The sequence below is a fragment of the Streptococcus cristatus genome, assembly GCF_003943505.1.
Taxonomy (GTDB): Bacteria; Bacillota; Bacilli; order Lactobacillales; family Streptococcaceae; genus Streptococcus; species Streptococcus cristatus_E.
The window spans coordinates 332863-351653 of the sequence record NZ_RJPS01000001.1; the positions used below are offsets into that span (position 1 = coordinate 332863).

The following is an 18791-nucleotide window of genomic DNA, read 5'->3' on the forward strand; positions in this document are numbered from 1 at the left end:
CTCTTTCTATCAATCAAATGTTTTACTCAAGGTAACACCTTGCTGTTTTGCTACATAAGCAGTTGTAAAATCGGTCACCCAACCGCCTACAAAGTTCATGACAAGCCCAACAAGCATGTAACGAATGGCTAAGTCCATTTGACTTAAACCTAAAGTTTGAATTCCTGTTGCAATTCCCATCCATACAAACAATTCCCCAGGATTGATATGCGGAAATACACCATTTGAAGTGTGGCAGAACTGCATCTGAGCTGCTACAAAACTAGGTTTATAATATTCTGGTAAGAAACGTCCCATACTGATTGCCATCGGATTCCCCAGCATAAAGGCTGAAATGAAAGGTAAAATCATATACCGGCTAACAGGATTTTTGGCAGAAATCTTAGCCAGGGAATTGACCTTCTCTTCTCCCAAGAAAGCGATAAGTGTATTCATTGCAATCAATAGCATTAAGACAAGCGGTACAATATTTGTCATCCAGCTAATAAAGGTTTCTCCACCTAATTGGAAGAGTTTCATAAAACTCTCTGCAAAATTTGTAATGTGATTCATAAGGAACTCCCTTTCTTATTTTTTTTAAATAACTGTTTAATAGATAATTGTAAGTAATTCGCATAAAAGCCGAATCCCAGAAAAGAATCAGATGAACTTGTCTCTTTCTCAATACCTGCCTCATGCCAAAGATAGACTTTTCTAGCATCTTCTATGGCTGATTGCATCAACTTATTTTCTTTTCTCACAAGAGGATTATACTTGTCAAAATAATGGATGTCTTCTCCAACATAATCGTCCATATTTTGAAAACGTGCTAAGATTGTGACTCCTTGCATTTTGCTAGCTTTAAGAACCCGACCGTTTTCATCAACCGCGAACATGACAATCGTACCGGATTTGATTCTTCCGGACTCCCTGCCAATCGCTACGCGCCCCAGTTTTCGGAGCATCGTATAGGTCTTATTGAAGTCTTTAAGTTGCTGCCAGCCGAGGAACATTTGAAATACATAAGCTGCCATGACAAATACAGCGAAAATTATTAGCGAACTCATTAAAATACTCCTTTACTCTTAGAAAATGATAGAAACTCTGTCTCTGTTTCTACAGCCCTCAATGCTTCTTTTAGAGAAGGCTCTCCTGCAATTCGAAAAATATCGTCATACAATTCCAGCAATTCACTTTCCATTTTTCTTTCAATTTCTGAGGGAATGGCGACTAGAAAGATAAATTCAATCCATTCATCTTCTTTTTGATAAGGCTCTTCTAGTTTTCCGAACATTAAAATAGTCTTTGCATAACCCTGGTTAATTGTATGGGGGAAGGCAATTCCTCCACCAAAAATGGTTGATTGCTTTTTCTCCCTATCAATTATCCGATTTCTAAACCCTTCATCAATCATCTGAAGCTTCTCTAACTCTGCAACCATATTTAGCAAGTATTGCTGATAGGTTTTTTGGGGGCTCAACCGAAGAAAGCGTAAGCTGACTGTTTCTAGATTTTTTTGATGAAAAGCATTGGCCCTCTGCCATTCTTCCTGCAGCCATTGATCATCAAAAAGATGATTAACTTGAATGACTGGAGATTTGGAATTTTTATATTTCAGAGGCACCGTCGTAAAAATTGCAAAATATTCCTGGTTCAGCTCTACATTAAAATCCTCTTCAGAATGTTGGGTAATGTCTATATCATTTCCAAGGACTCGCCTGAGTTGCTGAATAATCATCGCAGCAGTTCCTCTTCCTGTTGTGCAAACTACAGCTATCTGCTTGCGAGAACCCTTAACAGCAGAATTTTGCTTTCTTAAAATCATTTCAAAATACAAAGCCAGATATCCGATTTCAGATAATTCCAATTCAGAACCAAAAATTACAGATAGTTCTTCTCCAGCTATTTTTGCCATTTCAAAAGCAAAAGGATATTGAGTTTGAACCTCGCCATGAAATATATCATTAGCTTGCACATGGAAAATCAGTCGATTGATTAAGGGGCCTAGATGAGATTTGATTTCTTCAAATAATTCTTCATCATCAAAGTGAACCAACATTGTTTCTTTGACTTTCTTGACAATCCCTTGAAAAATGTTTGAAAGCTGTTCAGATTGATAAGACGGCTTGCTTAAAGTGTCAATAAAACGGACATTAAACGGAAAACACAAAAAGTCTATCTCAAACTGACTGAGGGAAATCTTATAAGTCATCTCAATATGATAGATTAATTTCTCAGCCAAATGTGTCTCTGTTAAATCATTCCTATAGTAAGGAATAGGACAATTCAACACTCTAGATGTATGAATACGCTCCACCATAATTGAAATGGTCTTTCGAAGGAGTTCCTGTGTTTCTTTAGGGATTTTATAGTCCTGAACTAGCGTCTCCAGAAAAGAAGATGTTGCCTCAGTGAGTGTCCTTCCTTCAAAGTAAGGAGCCACTTGGTGAATATAGAGCAAGCGCAAATTCAGCTCGCTCCCCAAGACCTCCAGCCCACGGTTGGGCTTTCCTGAAATAGTGATAGAGTAACTCTCTGCCAAAGATTTTACTTGTTTTAAATCCTTATTAAGGGTACTTCTACTAACACCTACTTCCTCAGCCAAGTCGTCAATAAGAAGAGGGGAGGTTGACTCAATTAAACGTTTTAGCAAATAGGCAATTCTTTTACTGGAAGAATTGAAGTCACTCTCCTGTTTTAAACTACCAGATAAAATCCTTTCCAACTCTGTATAGTCATACACTTCTAACATTAACTGATCATCTTGTGCGATAATCTGGATATTAGGAGCCAAAACATCATTTAATTGTTGGATACTCTTTTGCAAGGTTTGCAAGCTAATATCCAGTTCTGAGCGCATATCTACCAAGGAATAAGTTGGCTGCGAGACCATTTTATCTAAAATATTATACCACCGATTTACTAAGGTCAACTCTCTTCCCTACCTTCATTGTTTTAACCGCGAGTTTTACCTCCGGCAATATTTGTAGTGACACCTGTTATATAGCTAGAACGGTCTGAAATATAGAACGCTACAAGATCAGCTACTTCCCGTAGTTTCCCACTCCGTCCCAATGGAGTCGTTGAAGTTGAAGCATAACCAGCTCGAATATCTTCTACCGTCTTTCCACGAGTATAAGCAAGAGCTTCCTCATAAGAAAGAGTTCGAAGTCCCGTAGCTTCCATAATTCCTGGAGCAATTCCAACCACACGTACACCATGTTTACCAAGCTCTTTCGCCCATGAACGAGTGTAACTATAGACTGCCGCTTTCGTTGCAGCATAGGCACTTTGTCCTTCAGAACCTTCCAAGCCTGCTTCTGAAGCCATGTTCACAATTACACCTTTTCCGTTTTGAACCAGAATCCGGCCTACTGCCTGACTAACCAAATACAGACCTTTTTGGTTAATCATTGTTACTTTTTCAAACGTTTCATCGTCTAACTCGTAAGGACCTTTAGGATTTTCTGCATCAATTAATAATCTAGGAACATTAATCCCTGCATTATTGACTACCGCATCAATATTGCCAAATCTTTCAACTATTTTGGCAACACCCTCTTCTACTTCAGAGCGAGAAGTTACATCAACTTTTACAAATAATAGATTCGGGTGACGTAAATCGTTGTCGCTAAGATCAAAATTCGCTACATTGACTCCTAATTCCAACAATTCTTCGACGATTGCCTCACCAATCCCAGATGACGCACCCGTCACAAGAACTGTTTTGCCTTTAATGTCTAACCAATCATTCATTTTGATACCTCTCAAATTTTATTTACAAGGCAATTATACAGCGCTTTCATAAAAGAATTAAGACACTCTTTTTTACACTGTTCAAAAAAATAATAAACTAATTAAGAGGCTTGTACTAAAAAATCCACAAGAAATGAACCTGTGGATCTTTTTATATCCTGAATGAACTCAAAGCATATGAGAATCAAAGGCGTGCATTCAACTCAGCACCCAGCTCTTCAAAGCCTGGTTTCCCAAGAAGAGCAAACATGTTTTTCTTATAAGCCTCAACTCCAGGCTGATCAAATGGATTGATACCATTCAGGTAGCCAGAAAGAGCAATAGCTAACTCAAAGAAGTAAATAGTATAGCCCAAAGTGAACTCATCTTGCTCAGGCAGGGTCACAAACATATTTGGCACTCCGCCGTCTGTGTGAGCTAACAGCACTCCATCTGTTGCTTTCTTATTGACAAAGTCAACATCTTTTCCTTGCAGATAGCCAAGGCCATCCAAGTCTTCTGCTAATTCAGGAATCAACACATTTTTGCGAGGCTTATCTACACGAATAACTGTTTCAAAGAGGATACGAGTTCCTTCTTGAATAAATTGCCCCAAAGAGTGCAGATCTGTTGAGAAGTTGGCTGAAGTTGGGTAGATACCTTTTTGGTCTTTACCTTCTGACTCACCAGCCAGTTGCTTCCACCATTCTGAGAAGTATTGCAAAGATGGTTCGTAGTTAGCTAGAACTTCTGTCAGATAACCTTTACGGTACAAGATATTGCGTACAACTGCATATTGATATGCTTCATTTTCAGCCAACTTATCAGAAGCATAAGCCTTGCGAGCAGCATTTGCTCCTTCCATCAACTTGCTGATATCAGCCCCTGCAGCTGCGATTGGCAAGAGTCCCACTGCTGTCAATACTGTAAAACGACCACCAACACTATCAGGCACTACAAAAGTATCCCAGCCATTAGCATCTGCTTCAACCTTAACTGCACCTTTAGCGCGGTCTGTAGTTGCATAAATCCGTTTATTTGCTTCTTCCTGACCATACTTCTTAGCCAAGAGTTCTTTGAAGACACGGAAAGCAATAGCAGGCTCTGTAGTTGTTCCTGACTTAGAAATAACGTTGACAGAGAAATCTTTGTCTGATACATAATCTACCAAATCAGCCAAATAGCTTGAAGAGATAGAATTACCAGCATAGAGGATTTGAGGTGCCTTACGTTCTTCCTTGCTTTGTAGATTTACAAAAGAATTATTCAAGAAATCAATCGCTGCACGTGCCCCTAAATAAGATCCTCCAATACCGATGACAATTAACACTTCACTATCAGATTGGATTTTAGCAGCCGCCTTTTGAATACGAGCAAATTCATCTTTATCATATTCTTCAGGCAAATTCAACCAGCCTGTCATTTCTGCTCCAGGACCTGTTCCGTTTCGTAGAGCATTATCTGCTGCAGTCACTTGAGGCTGCATATAATCTAATTCATGTGGTGCTACAAACTTATCCAGTACCTTTGAATAGTCAAATTTAATATGTGTCATGTTTATCCTCCAATTGTTCTTTTCTTTTATGATAACGCTTTAAGAAAAAATAAGCAAGTACTTTTACTGTTTTAAAACGTTTACATTTTTTATTCTATACTATTTTTCCAAATAAGCTAACCCTAGGACATAACTGAGAGCAATCGTTTGCGCAAGTCAACAAATTTTAGGCCTATTGAGAAGAACAATTTTGATTGACAAGAAAACCAATATGCTTCTTAAGATTGGATGTCAGCTGAATTCATTTCAGGTCCGTTCAAACTAGATTCACTGCTCCAATATTCATCTACACCTTTTAGGCTTGATTCATCAAGAGCAATAGAAAAGAGCACACAGTTCAAATCGCTTAGGGCTGCTGGATTCCTCCCCTGACCCGCTTCACGCAGAACTGTTGCTCCATTAATTAGTATAACACAAACTTTCTTTTTTGGCTAATTTTCTTTACTTTTTCCTGCGATTTCTGAAAAAGTTCTGCATAATCGCCGCACATTCTTCTTCTAAAAGGCCACTTTCAACCTCTACACGATGATTCAAGCGCTCATCCGTCAGGATGTCGTAAAGACTACCTCCAGCCCCAAATTTCTGGTTTTTCGCCCCATAGATAACCTTGGGAATGCGAGCCAGACCGATAGCTCCGCTACACATGACGCAGGGCTCAATCGTGACAAAAAGCGTCGTATCTAGCAGGCGCCAGCTATTCTCCTGCTGATTGGCCTCCTCAATGGCCATGACTTCCGCATGCATGACCGCCCGCTGCAGCTCCTCACGCGCATTATGCCCGCGTCCGATAATCTGACCATCCTTGACCAAGACACAACCAATCGGTATTTCATCATTGGCGAGGGCAATCTCTGCCTCCTTCAGCGCCTCCCTCATAAATATTTCTTTTTCCTCTATCGTGTAATCCATCTCTTCCCTCTTCCTTTGATTCTCTGTGTTCATTATACCACAGGCAGCTTAGGACTCACAAAAAAAGCCGCCGATTGGGCGACTCTTATGGGAGATTATTATGAAAAAGTTTAGGAGGTTTAAACAAAGTTAGGAGGTCTTTGTTTATGCTTCTAGTATAGCTGGCCTATCTTAAATAAAGCTTAAGCTTTTTGAATATTGATGATTTTAGCAATATCGCTAACTTCTTGGGCAATATAAGTGGCTCCGGCTTCTTCCAATTCTTCCCTGCTACCAAAGCCATAAAGGACGCCGATAGAATCAAGCTTTTGCGCCTGAGCGCCAAGCACATCGTGCTCCCTGTCTCCAATCATGATGGTATGCGTCAAATCTGTAATCTCATTTTGCTCTAAGGCATACTGGATAACATCGCTTTTTTTACTACGTTTTCTGTCCATGGTCGCACCAGCGACAAAATCAAAATAATCATACAAACCAAAATGCTTGAGAATTTGAATGGAAAATTCTTCAGGTTTTGACGTAGCTACAATCAACTGTTTGCCAGCCTGCTTGAGAGAAGCCAGCAAGTCAGGGATGCCTGGATAGACCTCATTTTCATAAAGGCCTTTTTCGGAAAAGTATTCATGATAGTAGTCAATGGCCTTTAAACATTCTTCCTTAGAAAATCCATAAAAGCGCTCAAAAGACTCCTGCAAGGGCGGACCGATGAAAACTCTCAATGCTTTCTTGTCTGGCACTTGGATCCCATATTTTCCTAAGGCATAGGCCACCGAGTTGGTAATCCCTAGTTCTGAATTGGTCAAGGTGCCGTCTAGGTCAAATAAAATCGTTTGATACATTTTTTCCTCTTTCTGCTTTCAAAAAGAGAGTGGGACAGAAATCGGTAATTCGTTAGAATTCGATTTCGTCGTCTCACCTCCGCACAGTTGAGTAGGGCTGTAAAAGCTGATGAAATCAGCGTAGTAGAGCCCACTCAACCACTGCGTCTTGCTCGACAATCCAAAGACAATTGAGAGGCTAGGACTTTTGTCCCAGCCTCTGTCTTCATTTGCTTATAAACTTGACCAAACACTTTCCAAGATATTGGTTTGCTCGCGACCTGGTCCGACTGAGAAGGTCGAAATGCGGACTCCAACCAGTTCGCTGACACGGCGAACATAATTGCGGGCATTTTCTGGCAGGTCTTCTAGGCTGCGGACACCAGTGATGTCTTCTGACCAACCTGGCAATTCTTCATAGATCGGCTTGCAGCGTTTGAGCTGCTCCAGACTTGCTGGGTAATGGTCGATTCGCTCCCCATCCAAATCGTAAGCCACGCAGATTTTGACTGTATCCAGACCACTCAAAACGTCAATGGAATTGAGGGAAAGATTGGTAATGCCTGATACGCGGCGGCTGTGACGCATCACAACGGAGTCAAACCAGCCCACACGACGTGGACGGCCAGTCGTTGTACCGTATTCATGACCCACTTCGCGAATGCGTTCGCCCACTTCATCAAAAAGCTCTGTTGGGAACGGTCCATCACCGACACGGCTCGTATAAGCCTTGCAGACACCAACTACCTTGTCAATCTTGCTTGGACCAACACCTGAACCGATCGTCACCCCACCGGCAACTGGGTTAGATGAAGTTACAAATGGATAGGTACCTTGGTCAATATCCAGCATGACACCTTGAGCCCCTTCAAAGAGGACACGCTTGCCTTGATCCAGAGCGTCATTGAGGATGACAGATGTATCGGTCACATACTGCTTAATTTGCTGACCGTATTCATAATATTCTTCAAAAATATCGTCAATGCTCATGGCTTGACTATCGTACAATTTCTCAAAGAGGCGGTTTTTCTCAGCTAGATTCCGCTCCAAGCGCTCTCTGAAAATGTCTTTATCCAAGAGGTCTGCGATACGGATACCAACACGCGCAGCCTTGTCCATGTAAGCAGGTCCAATTCCCTTGATCGTCGTACCAATCTTATTGTCGCCTTTAGCTTCCTCTTGCAGGCGATCCAGCTCGATATGGTAAGGCAGGATGACATGGGCACGGTCTGAAATGCGCAAATTATCTGTGGTAACACCTTCTTGGTGCAGATAAGCCAACTCCTTGACCAGAGATTTAGGATTGACCACCATCCCATTTCCGATCACTGAGATTTTTTCTGGGAAGAAAATTCCTGACGGAATCAAGTGCAATTTATATTTTTTTCCGTCAATCACAATCGTATGTCCAGCATTATCACCGCCTTGGTAGCGGGCAATCACTTCAGCATTGGCCGAAAGGAAATCCGTAATTTTCCCTTTTCCTTCATCTCCCCATTGGGTTCCTACAACAACAACTGATGTCATAATTTCGTCTGAGCTACGAGAGCTCTTCCTTTCTTAATCTACAAGGCAGGAGTTTCACCCGCAAACGTATCTTACACTTTATTATAAGAAAATTTTGAATTTTTTTCAAGATTAGATGTCTTTTAAATTTGGATTTTCACATTTGAAAGCGAATAATTCTTTTTAGATTTTTCTATTTTCACGAAATATATCCAACAAATGGAAATAAAAGTTCGGAAATTCATCAAAAACGTAGTGAATAGTTGTTTTCTGGCCTTTTTTATAATAGACTGAAAGTACTATACTAAGGACGGAAAAACATGATGACTATTGATCGTTTACTCGAAAAGCTAGACCCTGCCAGCCCGATCTTACAGGCGACTTTTGGACTGGAAAGAGAATCCCTACGCGTGACAGAGGCAGGGACACTGGCATCAACTCCCCATCCCAGCTCTTTGGGCTCTCGGAGTTTTCATCCCTATATCCAGACGGATTTTAGCGAGCAACAGCTCGAATTGATTACGCCCATTGCCTCTTCAACTCAGGAGGCTCGTCGCCTGCTAGGTGCCATTACCGATGTGACTGGACGCTCTATCTCGCGAGAAGAACTCATGTGGCCCTTGTCCATGCCACTCCAGCTCCGAGAAGACGAGATTGAAATTGCCCACCTCGAAAATGCCTACGAGCTCCGTTATCGTCAAGGTTTAGCGGACAAATACGGCAAACGCCTCCAGACCATTTCCGGCATTCATTACAATATCGAGTTAGGAAAAGATTTGATGACGGCTCTCTTTGAGGCTAGCGACTTTTCTTCCTTCAAGGATTTTAAAAATGCTCTCTATCTCAAGTTAGCTCGTAATTTCCTCCGTTTCCGCTGGTTCTTGACCTATCTTTATGGTGCGGCTCCACTGGCAGAAGATGGCTTTTACGATGAGTCAGTTGAGGCTCCTGTCCGCTCACTCCGAAATAGCCATCACGGCTACGTCAATGACGAGCATATCCATGTATCATTTCGCTCGCTGGAAAGCTATGTCTCGGACATCGAGGCCTATGTCGAGTCTGGCGACCTAAGTGCGGAAAAGGAATTTTACTCACCCGTACGCTTTCGCGGGCAAAAACGAAATCTAGATTATCTGGAACAAGGCATTACTTACTTGGAACTGCGCTGTTTCGACCTCAATCCTTTCGACGTTTTAGGCATCAGTCAAAAAACCTTGGACACAGTCCATCTCTTTCTCTTGGCTCTATTGTGGCTGGATGATGTGACAGATAGTGATACACAGCTACAAGCTGCCTATGCTCTCAACGATGCTGTTGCGCTGGCTCACCCCTTGACTCCTCTACCTCCAGAGGCCGACAGCTCTACTATTCTCCAAGCTATGGAACATGTTATTCAACATTTCAATCTCCCTGCCTCCTACCGTCAATTGCTAGCGCAAGTCAGAGCTACGCTGGCTGAACCCAAGCTGACTCTGGCAGGGCAATTATTGCCTCATATTGAAAAAAATTCCCTCTCAGCTTTTGGACTGGCAAAAGCCCGGGAATATCGAGCTTACGCCTGGACTGCACCCTACGCCCTCAAGGGCTATGAAAAGATGGAGCTTTCCACTCAAATGCTGATGTTTGACGCTCTCCAGAAAGGCCTCCATCTCGAAATCTTAGATGAAAATGACCAATTTCTCAAGCTCTGGCATGGTCCCCATGTGGAGTATGTCAAGAACGGCAACATGACCTCCAAGGATAACTATGTCATCCCTCTAGCCATGGCCAATAAAACGGTCACCAAAAAGATTTTGGCTGCAGCTGACTTTCCCGTTCCGGCTGGAGCAGAATTTTCTTCTCTCGAAGAGGGTCTGGCCTACTATCCTTTGATTAAAAACCGACAAATTGTTGTCAAACCCAAGTCAACCAACTTCGGACTGGGGATTTCTATCTTCCAAGAACCAGCTAGTCTGGAATCTTATCGAAAAGCCTTGGAGATTGCTTTTTCAGAAGACGCTGCTGTCTTGGTGGAGGAATTCATCGCTGGAACGGAATACCGCTTCTTTGTCTTAGACGGTCAGTGTGAGGCAGTCCTCTTGCGAGTAGCAGCTAATGTCGTTGGAGACGGTCAACACACCGTGAGAGAATTGGTTGCCATCAAAAACGACAATCCCCTGCGGGGTCGAGATCATCGTTCACCGCTTGAAATCATTGAACTGGGCGACATTGAACTCCTTATGCTGGACCAGCAAGGCTATGGAGCAGATGATATCCTGCCTGCTGGAGTCAAGGTTGACTTGCGGCGCAATTCCAACATTTCTACTGGCGGAGACTCGATTGATGTCACAGACAGCATGCACTCATCCTACAAGGAGCTCGCTGCGGACATGGCACGAGCTATGGGAGCTTGGGCCTGTGGCGTTGATCTAATCATCCCTGACAGCTCTGCTATTTCCACCAAGGAAAATCCCAACTGTACCTGCATCGAGCTCAACTTCAACCCCTCTATGTATATGCACACCTATTGTGCTGAGGGGCCCGGACAAAGCATCACGCCGAAAATACTAGCCAAACTTTTCCCAGAAATGGACTAAGCAATAAGAATCGCAGGGTATTCCTTGCGATTTTTGCTTGCCCACTTGTGATAAAAAAGAACTCTTACGCTTGCTTGTAGGAAAGGAAGCAAAGCTCTTTCTTGATGAGGCAAATACTCTCGTCAAATATAAAAGTGCAGCTGAATATATCAATCTTTCTCCTTCAAAAACTAGCTTTTATGTTAAAATAGAGATATCACATTGAGAAGAAAGAGAAAGGTTTATGTCGAGAAGAAAGAATTATTCTAACCAGCAGCCGGAATGGTTTAGCTGGATTTGGATACTTGCAATTATTTTTGGTTCTGGAGTGGTAGCCAGCTATCTGATCCCCATTGCTATTTTGGGAGGTATTGGCTACGGTATCTATCGCTACCAAAGGCAGAAAAGAGTTCGTATTGAAGCTAAACAAGCCAGCATTGGCCGTATTGAAGATTTAAAAGCAGAGATTGGTCAGGCGGACCGCCGTATTAAAGAATTAGAAAGCTACCAAGAATACGGCAAGAAGGAAGATTACCAGGATTTAGCTCTGCAAATTCTTCCCCAACTCACCTATATCAAAAACGTTGCTAAGGAATTGCGAGATGAAATTCCTGCATCTGTCTACCAGCGCATTCAGACTAAAATTACTACTGTAACCGAGGAAATTGATAAACAACTGCAAAAGATTGAACGAGAGAAAAGACAAAAGGAAGCGCAGCCCAAGAAAACGAGTCTAGAAGAGCTAGCCCCAGAATTGGTCGCTACGGTTCGCAATATTCAGATTGACCACGAGGCCATTCTTCAAAAAATCTCTCAATCCGAAAGCAATAACAAGGAAGAGCTGACTGCCATTCATCAGTCCCAGATGGAGCACTACGAAGATATTTTAGAAGGCTACCTCAAAATCAAAGCTTCTCCCAAAGATTTTTACAATGCAGAGGAGCGACTAGCCAAGGCCAAAGCAGCTATCGAGCAGTTTGACTTGGACCTAGACGAAGCGCTGCGCCAGTTAAATGAAGCTGATTTGAGGGATTTTGACATTAGCCTACGCATCTTAGACAAGGAAAAGCAAACAGACACCGGCTTTTAAGCTAGATAAACCAAAGGAGAAACTATGAGCCAAGAATTTAATTTTGATATTGATAAAATTGCCAACAATGCCATCAGCAAAAGCGACAAAACAACAGAAATCATCGAAGCCAATACAAGTCAAGAAAACGGCCAGCTCACTTTTCTAGAAAAGCTGACGCCTGAGCAACAGAGTGCGATTACAGCTAAAGCGCCTCAGCTAGTGGATAATTTCGTATCGGACCAGAATGCCTTGCTGGACTTTGGCCAATCTGCTGTAGAAGAAGTCAACGGTACTGTCAATCGTATCTTAGCCGAGCAGAAAAAATTACAAATTCCCCAGGTAGATGAGCTCTTAAAAAACACTAACAAAGAACTCAATGGCTTTGTCGCAAAATACAAGGATGCTCAAGTAGCGGAACTGGATAAGAAGCCTAATTTCTTGGAAAAACTCTTCAAACAGAGCAAGAACACGCTTCAAGAATTCTATTTCGACTCACAAAATATTGAGCAGAAAATGGATGGCATGGCTGCAACCGTCGTCAAACAAGAAGACGTTCTGGCTCGCAATATTGTTTCTGCTGAAATGCTGATTGAGGACAATACCAAATCGATTGAAAATCTAGTCGGAGTCATTTCCTTTATTGAAGCGTCTCAGCAAGAAGCTGGCAATCGAGCGCTCAAACTGCAGAATGAAGTTGCTCAGTTAGATATGACAACTGTTGACTACCAAGTCAAATCGCAGGAATTAGCCCGAATGACAGAGGTGGTCAATACCTTAGAGCAGCAACACACTGAATATGTCAGCCGTCTCTATGTTGCTTGGGCGACAACGCCTCAAATGCGTAATCTGGTCAAGGTTTCCTCTGATATGCGCCAAAAACTTGGAATGCTCCGTCGCAATACCATTCCAACTATGAAACTGTCTATCGCCCAATTAGGCATCCTCCAGCAATCCATGAAGTCTGGTCAAGTAGCTGACGCCATCTCTAATGCGAATAACGCTGCCCTGCAAATGCTCGCTGAGACCAGCAAGGAAGTCATTCCTCAGCTGGAGCGGATTTCCCAAAGCCCTACTATCGCTGTTGAGTCTGTCACTAAGCTGGCAGAAAGTCTCGTCGCACAAAATCAAGGCATTATCGAAGCCATTGATAAAGGACGGGAAAAACGCGCTCTGCTAGAAGCGGCCGTCATCCAATCTGCAGAAACCATCAACAACTCTGTCAAACTGCGTGATCAAAAGATTATCCAAGCCCTGTTGGACCAAGGCAAGGAAGCCCAGAAAGAATTAACTACAGAATAAGTAAAAGAGCCATCCAGACTCTTTCAACTCGTAGACAAATATCAAAACTGATGTTTGTCTTTTTGTATTTTCCAAATTTTTTAGTCAAGAAGACAAAAATACACTCAACTCTTATGAAGAATTAAGTGCATTTTTTGGAAAAGTATAATTCTTTACAGACTTTTGACTGCAGCAATGGCTGCATCATAATCTGGCTCGGTGTTGATGTTATCCACATATTCAGCATAGGTCACAGTGTTGTTTTCGTCCAAGACAAGAACTGCGCGAGCCAATAGGTGCCATTCATTGATGAGGACAGCATAGTCGCGACCGAAAGAATGGTCAAAGTAGTCTGATAGCATGACAGCATTTTCGATGCCTTCAGCAGCACACCATTTGCCTTGGGCGAAAGGTAGGTCAACTGAAACCGTGATAACAACGGTATTATTCAAGTCAGAGAGTTCTTGATTGAAACGACGAGTCTGAGTTGAGCAGACACCAGTATCGATAGACGGTACGATGCTGAGGACTTTCTTTTTACCAGCAAAGTCAGCCAGAGTTTTCTTTGAAAGGTCAGTAGCTGTCAGGCTAAAATCGTGGGCCGTATCGCCGACTTGAAGTTGCTGACCTGTAAAGGTTACAGGATTTCCGAGAAAAGTTGTCATAGGGAGTCTCCATTCATGTTTGATATCTCCATTGTACTGCGAATAGTGATTTTTTTCGAATAATTTGACCGAAAATCTGAGAGCGACTCCATGTGAAGCTTGTTCTTCAGAAATAAAGAGGTTAGGATTTTATCTTCCCAACCTCTTACTATTATTTAGACAGACCTTCTGCGATCTTTTCTAAGTTGTATTTCATCATGCTGTAGTAGCTATCACCCTCTTCGCCTTTATCAGCGATTGAGTCAGTAAAGATTTTAGCGTAGATTGGAATGTTGGTGTCTTTAGAAACGGTCTTCATCGGACGGTCGTCTACACTGGATTCGACAAAGAGAGATGGCACTTTGGTCTTGCGTAGTTTTTCAACCAAGGTTTTAATTTGGTCTGGAGTCCCTTCTTCTTCAGTGTTGATTTCCCAAATGTAGGCAGATGGCACATTGTAGGCCTTAGAGAAGTATTTGAAGCAACCTTCGCTGGTTACAATCATTTTCTTTTCTTCAGGAATGTTGTTGAACTTCTCTTTAGCTTCCTTGTCCAAAGCGCTTAGTTTTTCCACATAAGCTTTAAGATTTTTCTCGTAAGTTTCTTTGTTAGCTGGGTCTTTTTCGCTCAAGCGCTTGGCAATGTTTTGAGCATAGATGATACCATTTTCCAAGTTGAGCCAAGCATGTGGGTCTTCTTTCCCTTTTTCACTTTGGCCTTCCAAGTAAATCACGTCCACGCCTTCGCTGACAGCATAATAGTCCTTGTTTTCCTTCTTCTTAGCATTTTCTACTAATTTTGTGAACCAAGCATTACCACCTGTTTCAAGGTTGATCCCATTGTAGAAGATCAGATCCGCTTGGGAAGTCTTTTTGACATCTTCAGGCAGAGGCTCGTATTCATGTGGGTCTTGGCCGACAGGTACGATACTGTGCAAATTGATCTTATCGCCAGCGATATTCTTTGTAATATCCGCAATAATCGAGTTGGTTGCAACAACATTCAATTTTGAAGAACCAGTCTCGGTACTGCTTTTTTGACTAGAGCAGGCTGCTAGGCCGACAAAAGCCAGCAAAAGCAGAACTAAGAAACGACATTTTTTCATTGGAAATCCTCCATAAATATATTATTTTACTTTTCTTTTTAAATACCGCTGTTTTGGTGCGATAAAAAATGAAACCAAAAAGATCAGGGCAGAGGTTAGAACGATACTCGAACCTGCTGCAACATTAAAACTATAACCGATGAAGAGACCTAAAACAGATGCACCAGCCCCCAAGGCAGATGACAATAAAATCATGGTCTTGAGACTCTTGGCATAGAGATAGGCTGTCGCAGCTGGTGTAATCAGCATGGCCACAATCAGAATCGTTCCGACACTTTGCATAGCTGTGACAGAAACCAGAGTCAAGAGAATCATCAGCAAATAGTGGTAAAAATTAACCTTCATTCCCATAGCCTTGGCCAAAAGTGGATCAAAGGAAGTCAACAAAAGCTGCTTGAAGAAAATGGCAATGACCAGCAGCACCAAGATGCCCACACCAATACTAATCCACATATCAAGGTCTTGCACCGCCAAGATATTCCCAAAGAGGATATGGAAAAGGTCGGTCGAACTCTTGGCAACACTAATCAAAATGACCCCCAGAGCCAAGAAGGAAGAAAAAGTAATCCCGATAGCTGTGTCACTCTTGATAATGGAATTGCCCTTGATGTAGGTGATAATAATAGAAGCTAGTAAGCCAAAGGTAATGGCACCGATGAAGAAATTAATCCCCAAAATGTAAGACAGGGCCACGCCAGGCAGCACCGCATGAGAAATGGCATCCCCCATGAGTGACATGCCCCGCAGAATGATAAAGCATCCAACGGCACCGGCCACCACCCCAATCACAATGGCCGTAATCAACGCATTTTGCAGGAAATGAAAATCATGCAATCCTTGAATAAATTCCTGGATCATCCTAGTCACCTCCATTCATAAAGAGCTGAGAACCGTAGGTCTTCTGCATATTTTCTTTGATGAAGGTGCTCTCAGTTGATCCGAAAGCAATGACTTCCTTGTTAAGCAGCAAGACTTGATCAAAATAAGCGACTACCTTGCTCAAGTCATGATGAACAATCAAAATCGTCTTCCCAGCTTTTCTTAGCTGGCGGAGGGTCGCCATGATAATCTCTTCACTGACTGAGTCAATTCCAACAAAAGGCTCATCTAGGAAGATATATTCAGCCTCCTGGACCAAGCAACGGGCAATCAAGACCCGTTGAAATTGCCCACCAGACAACTGGCTAATCTGCCGCTCAGCAAAATCTTCTAAACCAACGATTTTCAAAGCCCGAGCAACCTTTTCCCAGTCAGAGGTCTTGAGGCGTTGAAAAAGCTTGATCTTAGGATATAACCCCAGAGACACACACTCCTTGACCTTGATCGGAAAATTATAATCAATGTGAATTTTCTGCTCCACATAAGCAATCTTGCTTAATTCTTGCTTCATGGGTTTTCTATCCAGAAAGGTCTGCCCCTCACTCTCAACAATTCCTAACATACCCTTTATGAGAGTTGACTTTCCAGCCCCGTTTGGTCCGATAATACCTATGATAGTCGGCCCTTTTATTGTTAAAGAAGTTGGTTCTAAGGCCAGCTGTCCTTGATAACTGACACTTAAATTTTTCATTTCAATCATTGTTATACCTCTTTCATTTTAATATACATTAAAATGAAAATTAAGTCAAGTTAATTTTTAAAAAATCCTTAAAATCAATATAAGAAATATTTGAAAAAAGGAGCTAATTTTGATAAGGTTATATCAAAAGCATGAAAGTGAGAACAAGATGACACGTTTACAAGATGATTTTTATGACGCCATTAATGGCGAATGGGCCAAAACGGCCGTTATCCCAGATGACAAGCCTGTCACCGGCGGCTTCACAGATCTGTCAGATGAGATTGAAAAGCTGATGCTCTCCACTACTGATCAATGGCTGCGGGGTGAGGAAGTTCCTGATGATGCTATTTTGCAAAACTTTATCAAGTACCATCGTTTAGCTGCTGACTATGACAAGCGGGAAGAACTCGGTGTCAAGCCTGTTTTGCCTTTGATCGCAGAATACCAAGCACTCAACTCCTTTGCAGAATTTACCACAAAGATTGCCGAGTTTGAGCTGGCTGGCAAGCCCAATTTCTTTCCTTTTGGTGTAGCACCTGACTTTATGGACGCCCGTATCAATGTTCTTTGGGCAGATGCACCAGGTACTATTCTCCCAGACACAACCTACTATGCCGATGGACATCCTCAAAAGGACAAGCTCTTGAAAAAATGGCGCGAATCTTCCGAAGCTTTGCTGCAAAAATTCGAATTTTCAGCAGAAGAAATCCAAGATTTGCTTGATAAGGTTTTAGAGCTGGATGCTCGAATTGCCAAAGTCGTTCTGTCACGGGAGGAAAGCTCAGAATATGCCAAGCTTTATCACCCTTACGAGTGGGAAGACTTCAAGGCCTTAGCACCAAATCTACCTTTAGATGCCATCTTCACCCAACTCATCGGGCAAATTCCTGACCAGATTATCGTACCTGAGGAGCGTTTCTGGCAAGCTGCCAACCAATTCTACTGCGAAGAGACTTGGCCCCTGCTCAAGGCCGTGCTTATCTTTAATGCTATCGCGTCAGCTGAATCCTACTTGACTGACGAAATCCGTGTCCTAGCAGGCGCTTACCGTCGCGCCCTATCTGGAACACCTCAGGCGCAAGACAAGAAAAAAGCTGCCTTTTACCTAGCTCAAGCGCCTTTCAATCAAGCCATCGGACTCTGGTATGCTGGACAAAAATTCTCCCCTGAAGCCAAGGCCGATGTGGAGCAAAAAGTAGCCAACATGATCCAAGTCTACAAGGAGCGCCTCGCCAGCAATGACTGGCTGACACCAGAAACTCGGGACAAGGCCATTGTCAAACTCAATGTCATCAAGCCTTATATCGGCTACCCAGAGGAGCTACCTGAGCGCTACGCAGACAAGCTTGTGGATGAAAATCTCAGCCTCTTCGAAAATGCTCAAAAACTGCGACAAGTGGAAATCAAGTATGGTTGGAGCAAGTGGAACCAGCCCGTGGATTACAAAGAATGGGGAATGCCAGCCCACATGGTCAATGCCTACTACAATCCTCAGAAAAACCTGATTGTCTTTCCAGCGGCTATCCTGCAGGCACCTTTCTATGACCTGCACCAGTCTTCTTCAGCCAATTATGGCGGTATCGGTGCGGTTATCGCCCATGAAATTTCTCATGCTTTTGATACCAATGGCGCTTCCTTTGATGAAAACGGCAGCCTCAACAACTGGTGGACGGAGCATGACTACCAAGCCTTTACTGAGCGGACTCAGAAAGTCATCGACCAGTTTGAAGGTCTAGATTCTTACGGTGCCAAGGTCAATGGCAAGCTGACTGTTTCAGAAAATGTGGCGGACTTGGGCGGTATTGCAGCGGCTCTCGAAGCAGCCAAGAAAGAAGACGATTTCTCTGCGGAGGAATTCTTCACCAACTTTGCTCGCATCTGGCGGATGAAGGGACGCGAAGAGTACATGAAGCTTCTAGCCAGCGTCGATGTCCATGCGCCAGCTAAACTTCGTACCAATGTCCAACTGCCTAACTTTGACGACTTCTTTACGACCTTTGATGTCCAAGAAGGAGACGGTATGTGGCGGAGTCCAGAAGATCGCGTGGTGATTTGGTAAAGGACTTTAATAACA

16 protein-coding genes and 1 other RNA gene are annotated in these 18791 nt (G+C 42.7%); 4 read left to right on the plus strand and 13 right to left on the minus strand.

The window, feature by feature from the left end; all coding sequences use genetic code 11:
• Window positions 1–9: 9 nt before the first annotated feature.
• The 9 genes from srlA to D8792_RS01825 form a co-directional block, all read right to left on the minus strand.
• Complete coding sequence (srlA, locus tag D8792_RS01780) at window positions 10–552, minus strand: PTS glucitol/sorbitol transporter subunit IIC (protein WP_023024625.1); 543 nt, start codon at window positions 550–552, stop codon at window positions 10–12.
• Window positions 549–1046 carry a transcriptional regulator GutM gene (locus tag D8792_RS01785; RefSeq protein ID WP_048766061.1) on the minus strand — a complete coding sequence of 166 codons (498 nt, stop codon included), beginning with the start codon at window positions 1044–1046 and terminating at the stop codon, window positions 549–551. Before D8792_RS01785 ends, srlA begins: the two co-directional genes overlap by 4 nt.
• Window positions 1046–2872 carry a BglG family transcription antiterminator gene (locus tag D8792_RS01790; protein WP_080978303.1) on the minus strand — a complete coding sequence of 609 codons (1827 nt, stop codon included), beginning with the start codon at window positions 2870–2872 and terminating at the stop codon, window positions 1046–1048. The genes D8792_RS01785 and D8792_RS01790 overlap by 1 nt, the downstream gene beginning before the upstream one ends.
• Before the next feature lie 62 nt (window positions 2873–2934).
• Window positions 2935–3735 (minus strand): SDR family oxidoreductase, encoded by an 801-nt coding sequence (locus tag D8792_RS01795; RefSeq protein ID WP_125372636.1) that lies wholly within the window; start codon window positions 3733–3735, stop codon window positions 2935–2937.
• Window positions 3736–3919: 184 nt separating this feature from the next.
• The gene (locus tag D8792_RS01800; RefSeq protein ID WP_125372637.1) at window positions 3920–5269 is read right to left on the minus strand and encodes a glucose-6-phosphate isomerase; all 1350 of its coding nucleotides are present in this window, start codon (window positions 5267–5269) and stop codon (window positions 3920–3922) included.
• Between the two features lie 310 nt (window positions 5270–5579).
• An RNA gene (gene ffs / locus D8792_RS01805) (signal recognition particle sRNA small type) lies at window positions 5580–5678 on the minus strand.
• A gap of 32 nt (window positions 5679–5710) precedes the next feature.
• The gene (gene tadA / locus D8792_RS01810) at window positions 5711–6178 is read right to left on the minus strand and encodes a tRNA adenosine(34) deaminase TadA (RefSeq protein ID WP_185758380.1); all 468 of its coding nucleotides are present in this window, start codon (window positions 6176–6178) and stop codon (window positions 5711–5713) included.
• Window positions 6179–6360: 182 nt separating this feature from the next.
• The gene (locus D8792_RS01815) at window positions 6361–7017 is read right to left on the minus strand and encodes an HAD family hydrolase (RefSeq protein WP_125372639.1); all 657 of its coding nucleotides are present in this window, start codon (window positions 7015–7017) and stop codon (window positions 6361–6363) included.
• A 213-nt stretch (window positions 7018–7230) separates the two neighbouring features.
• Window positions 7231–8523 (minus strand): adenylosuccinate synthase, encoded by a 1293-nt coding sequence (locus tag D8792_RS01825; protein WP_125372640.1) that lies wholly within the window; start codon window positions 8521–8523, stop codon window positions 7231–7233.
• Between the two features lie 302 nt (window positions 8524–8825).
• Between D8792_RS01825 and gshAB the strand changes: the two genes are divergently transcribed.
• The 3 genes from gshAB to D8792_RS01840 all read left to right on the plus strand — a co-directional run bounded on the left by gshAB (window position 8826) and on the right by D8792_RS01840 (window position 13428).
• On the plus strand, window positions 8826–11078 hold the full coding sequence (gshAB, locus tag D8792_RS01830) for a bifunctional glutamate--cysteine ligase GshA/glutathione synthetase GshB (RefSeq protein ID WP_185758383.1): 2253 nt from the start codon (window positions 8826–8828) through the stop codon (window positions 11076–11078).
• Between the two features lie 223 nt (window positions 11079–11301).
• On the plus strand, window positions 11302–12147 hold the full coding sequence (locus D8792_RS01835; protein WP_125372642.1) for a hypothetical protein: 846 nt from the start codon (window positions 11302–11304) through the stop codon (window positions 12145–12147).
• Between the two features lie 24 nt (window positions 12148–12171).
• Entirely contained in the window at window positions 12172–13428 is a 1257-nt protein-coding gene (locus D8792_RS01840; RefSeq protein WP_125372643.1) for a toxic anion resistance protein, read from the plus strand.
• A gap of 152 nt (window positions 13429–13580) precedes the next feature.
• Here the strand turns inward: D8792_RS01840 and tpx are convergent, their stop codons facing one another.
• From tpx to D8792_RS01860, 4 genes are all read right to left on the minus strand, one after another.
• Window positions 13581–14072 carry a thiol peroxidase gene (gene tpx / locus D8792_RS01845; protein WP_125372644.1) on the minus strand — a complete coding sequence of 164 codons (492 nt, stop codon included), beginning with the start codon at window positions 14070–14072 and terminating at the stop codon, window positions 13581–13583.
• Window positions 14073–14223: 151 nt separating this feature from the next.
• Complete coding sequence (gene scbA / locus D8792_RS01850; RefSeq protein WP_125372645.1) at window positions 14224–15156, minus strand: metal ABC transporter substrate-binding lipoprotein/adhesin ScbA; 933 nt, start codon at window positions 15154–15156, stop codon at window positions 14224–14226.
• A 21-nt stretch (window positions 15157–15177) separates the two neighbouring features.
• Window positions 15178–16014 carry a metal ABC transporter permease gene (locus D8792_RS01855; RefSeq protein WP_005592073.1) on the minus strand — a complete coding sequence of 279 codons (837 nt, stop codon included), beginning with the start codon at window positions 16012–16014 and terminating at the stop codon, window positions 15178–15180.
• A 1-nt stretch (window position 16015) separates the two neighbouring features.
• Window positions 16016–16735 (minus strand): metal ABC transporter ATP-binding protein, encoded by a 720-nt coding sequence (locus tag D8792_RS01860; RefSeq protein WP_125372646.1) that lies wholly within the window; start codon window positions 16733–16735, stop codon window positions 16016–16018.
• A 148-nt stretch (window positions 16736–16883) separates the two neighbouring features.
• Here D8792_RS01860 and D8792_RS01865 point away from each other — a divergent pair, with 148 nt between their 5' ends.
• A complete protein-coding gene (locus tag D8792_RS01865; protein ID WP_125372647.1) occupies window positions 16884–18776 on the plus strand; it encodes a M13 family metallopeptidase in 1893 nt (630 codons plus the stop codon).
• The last annotated feature ends 15 nt before the right edge of the window (window positions 18777–18791 follow it).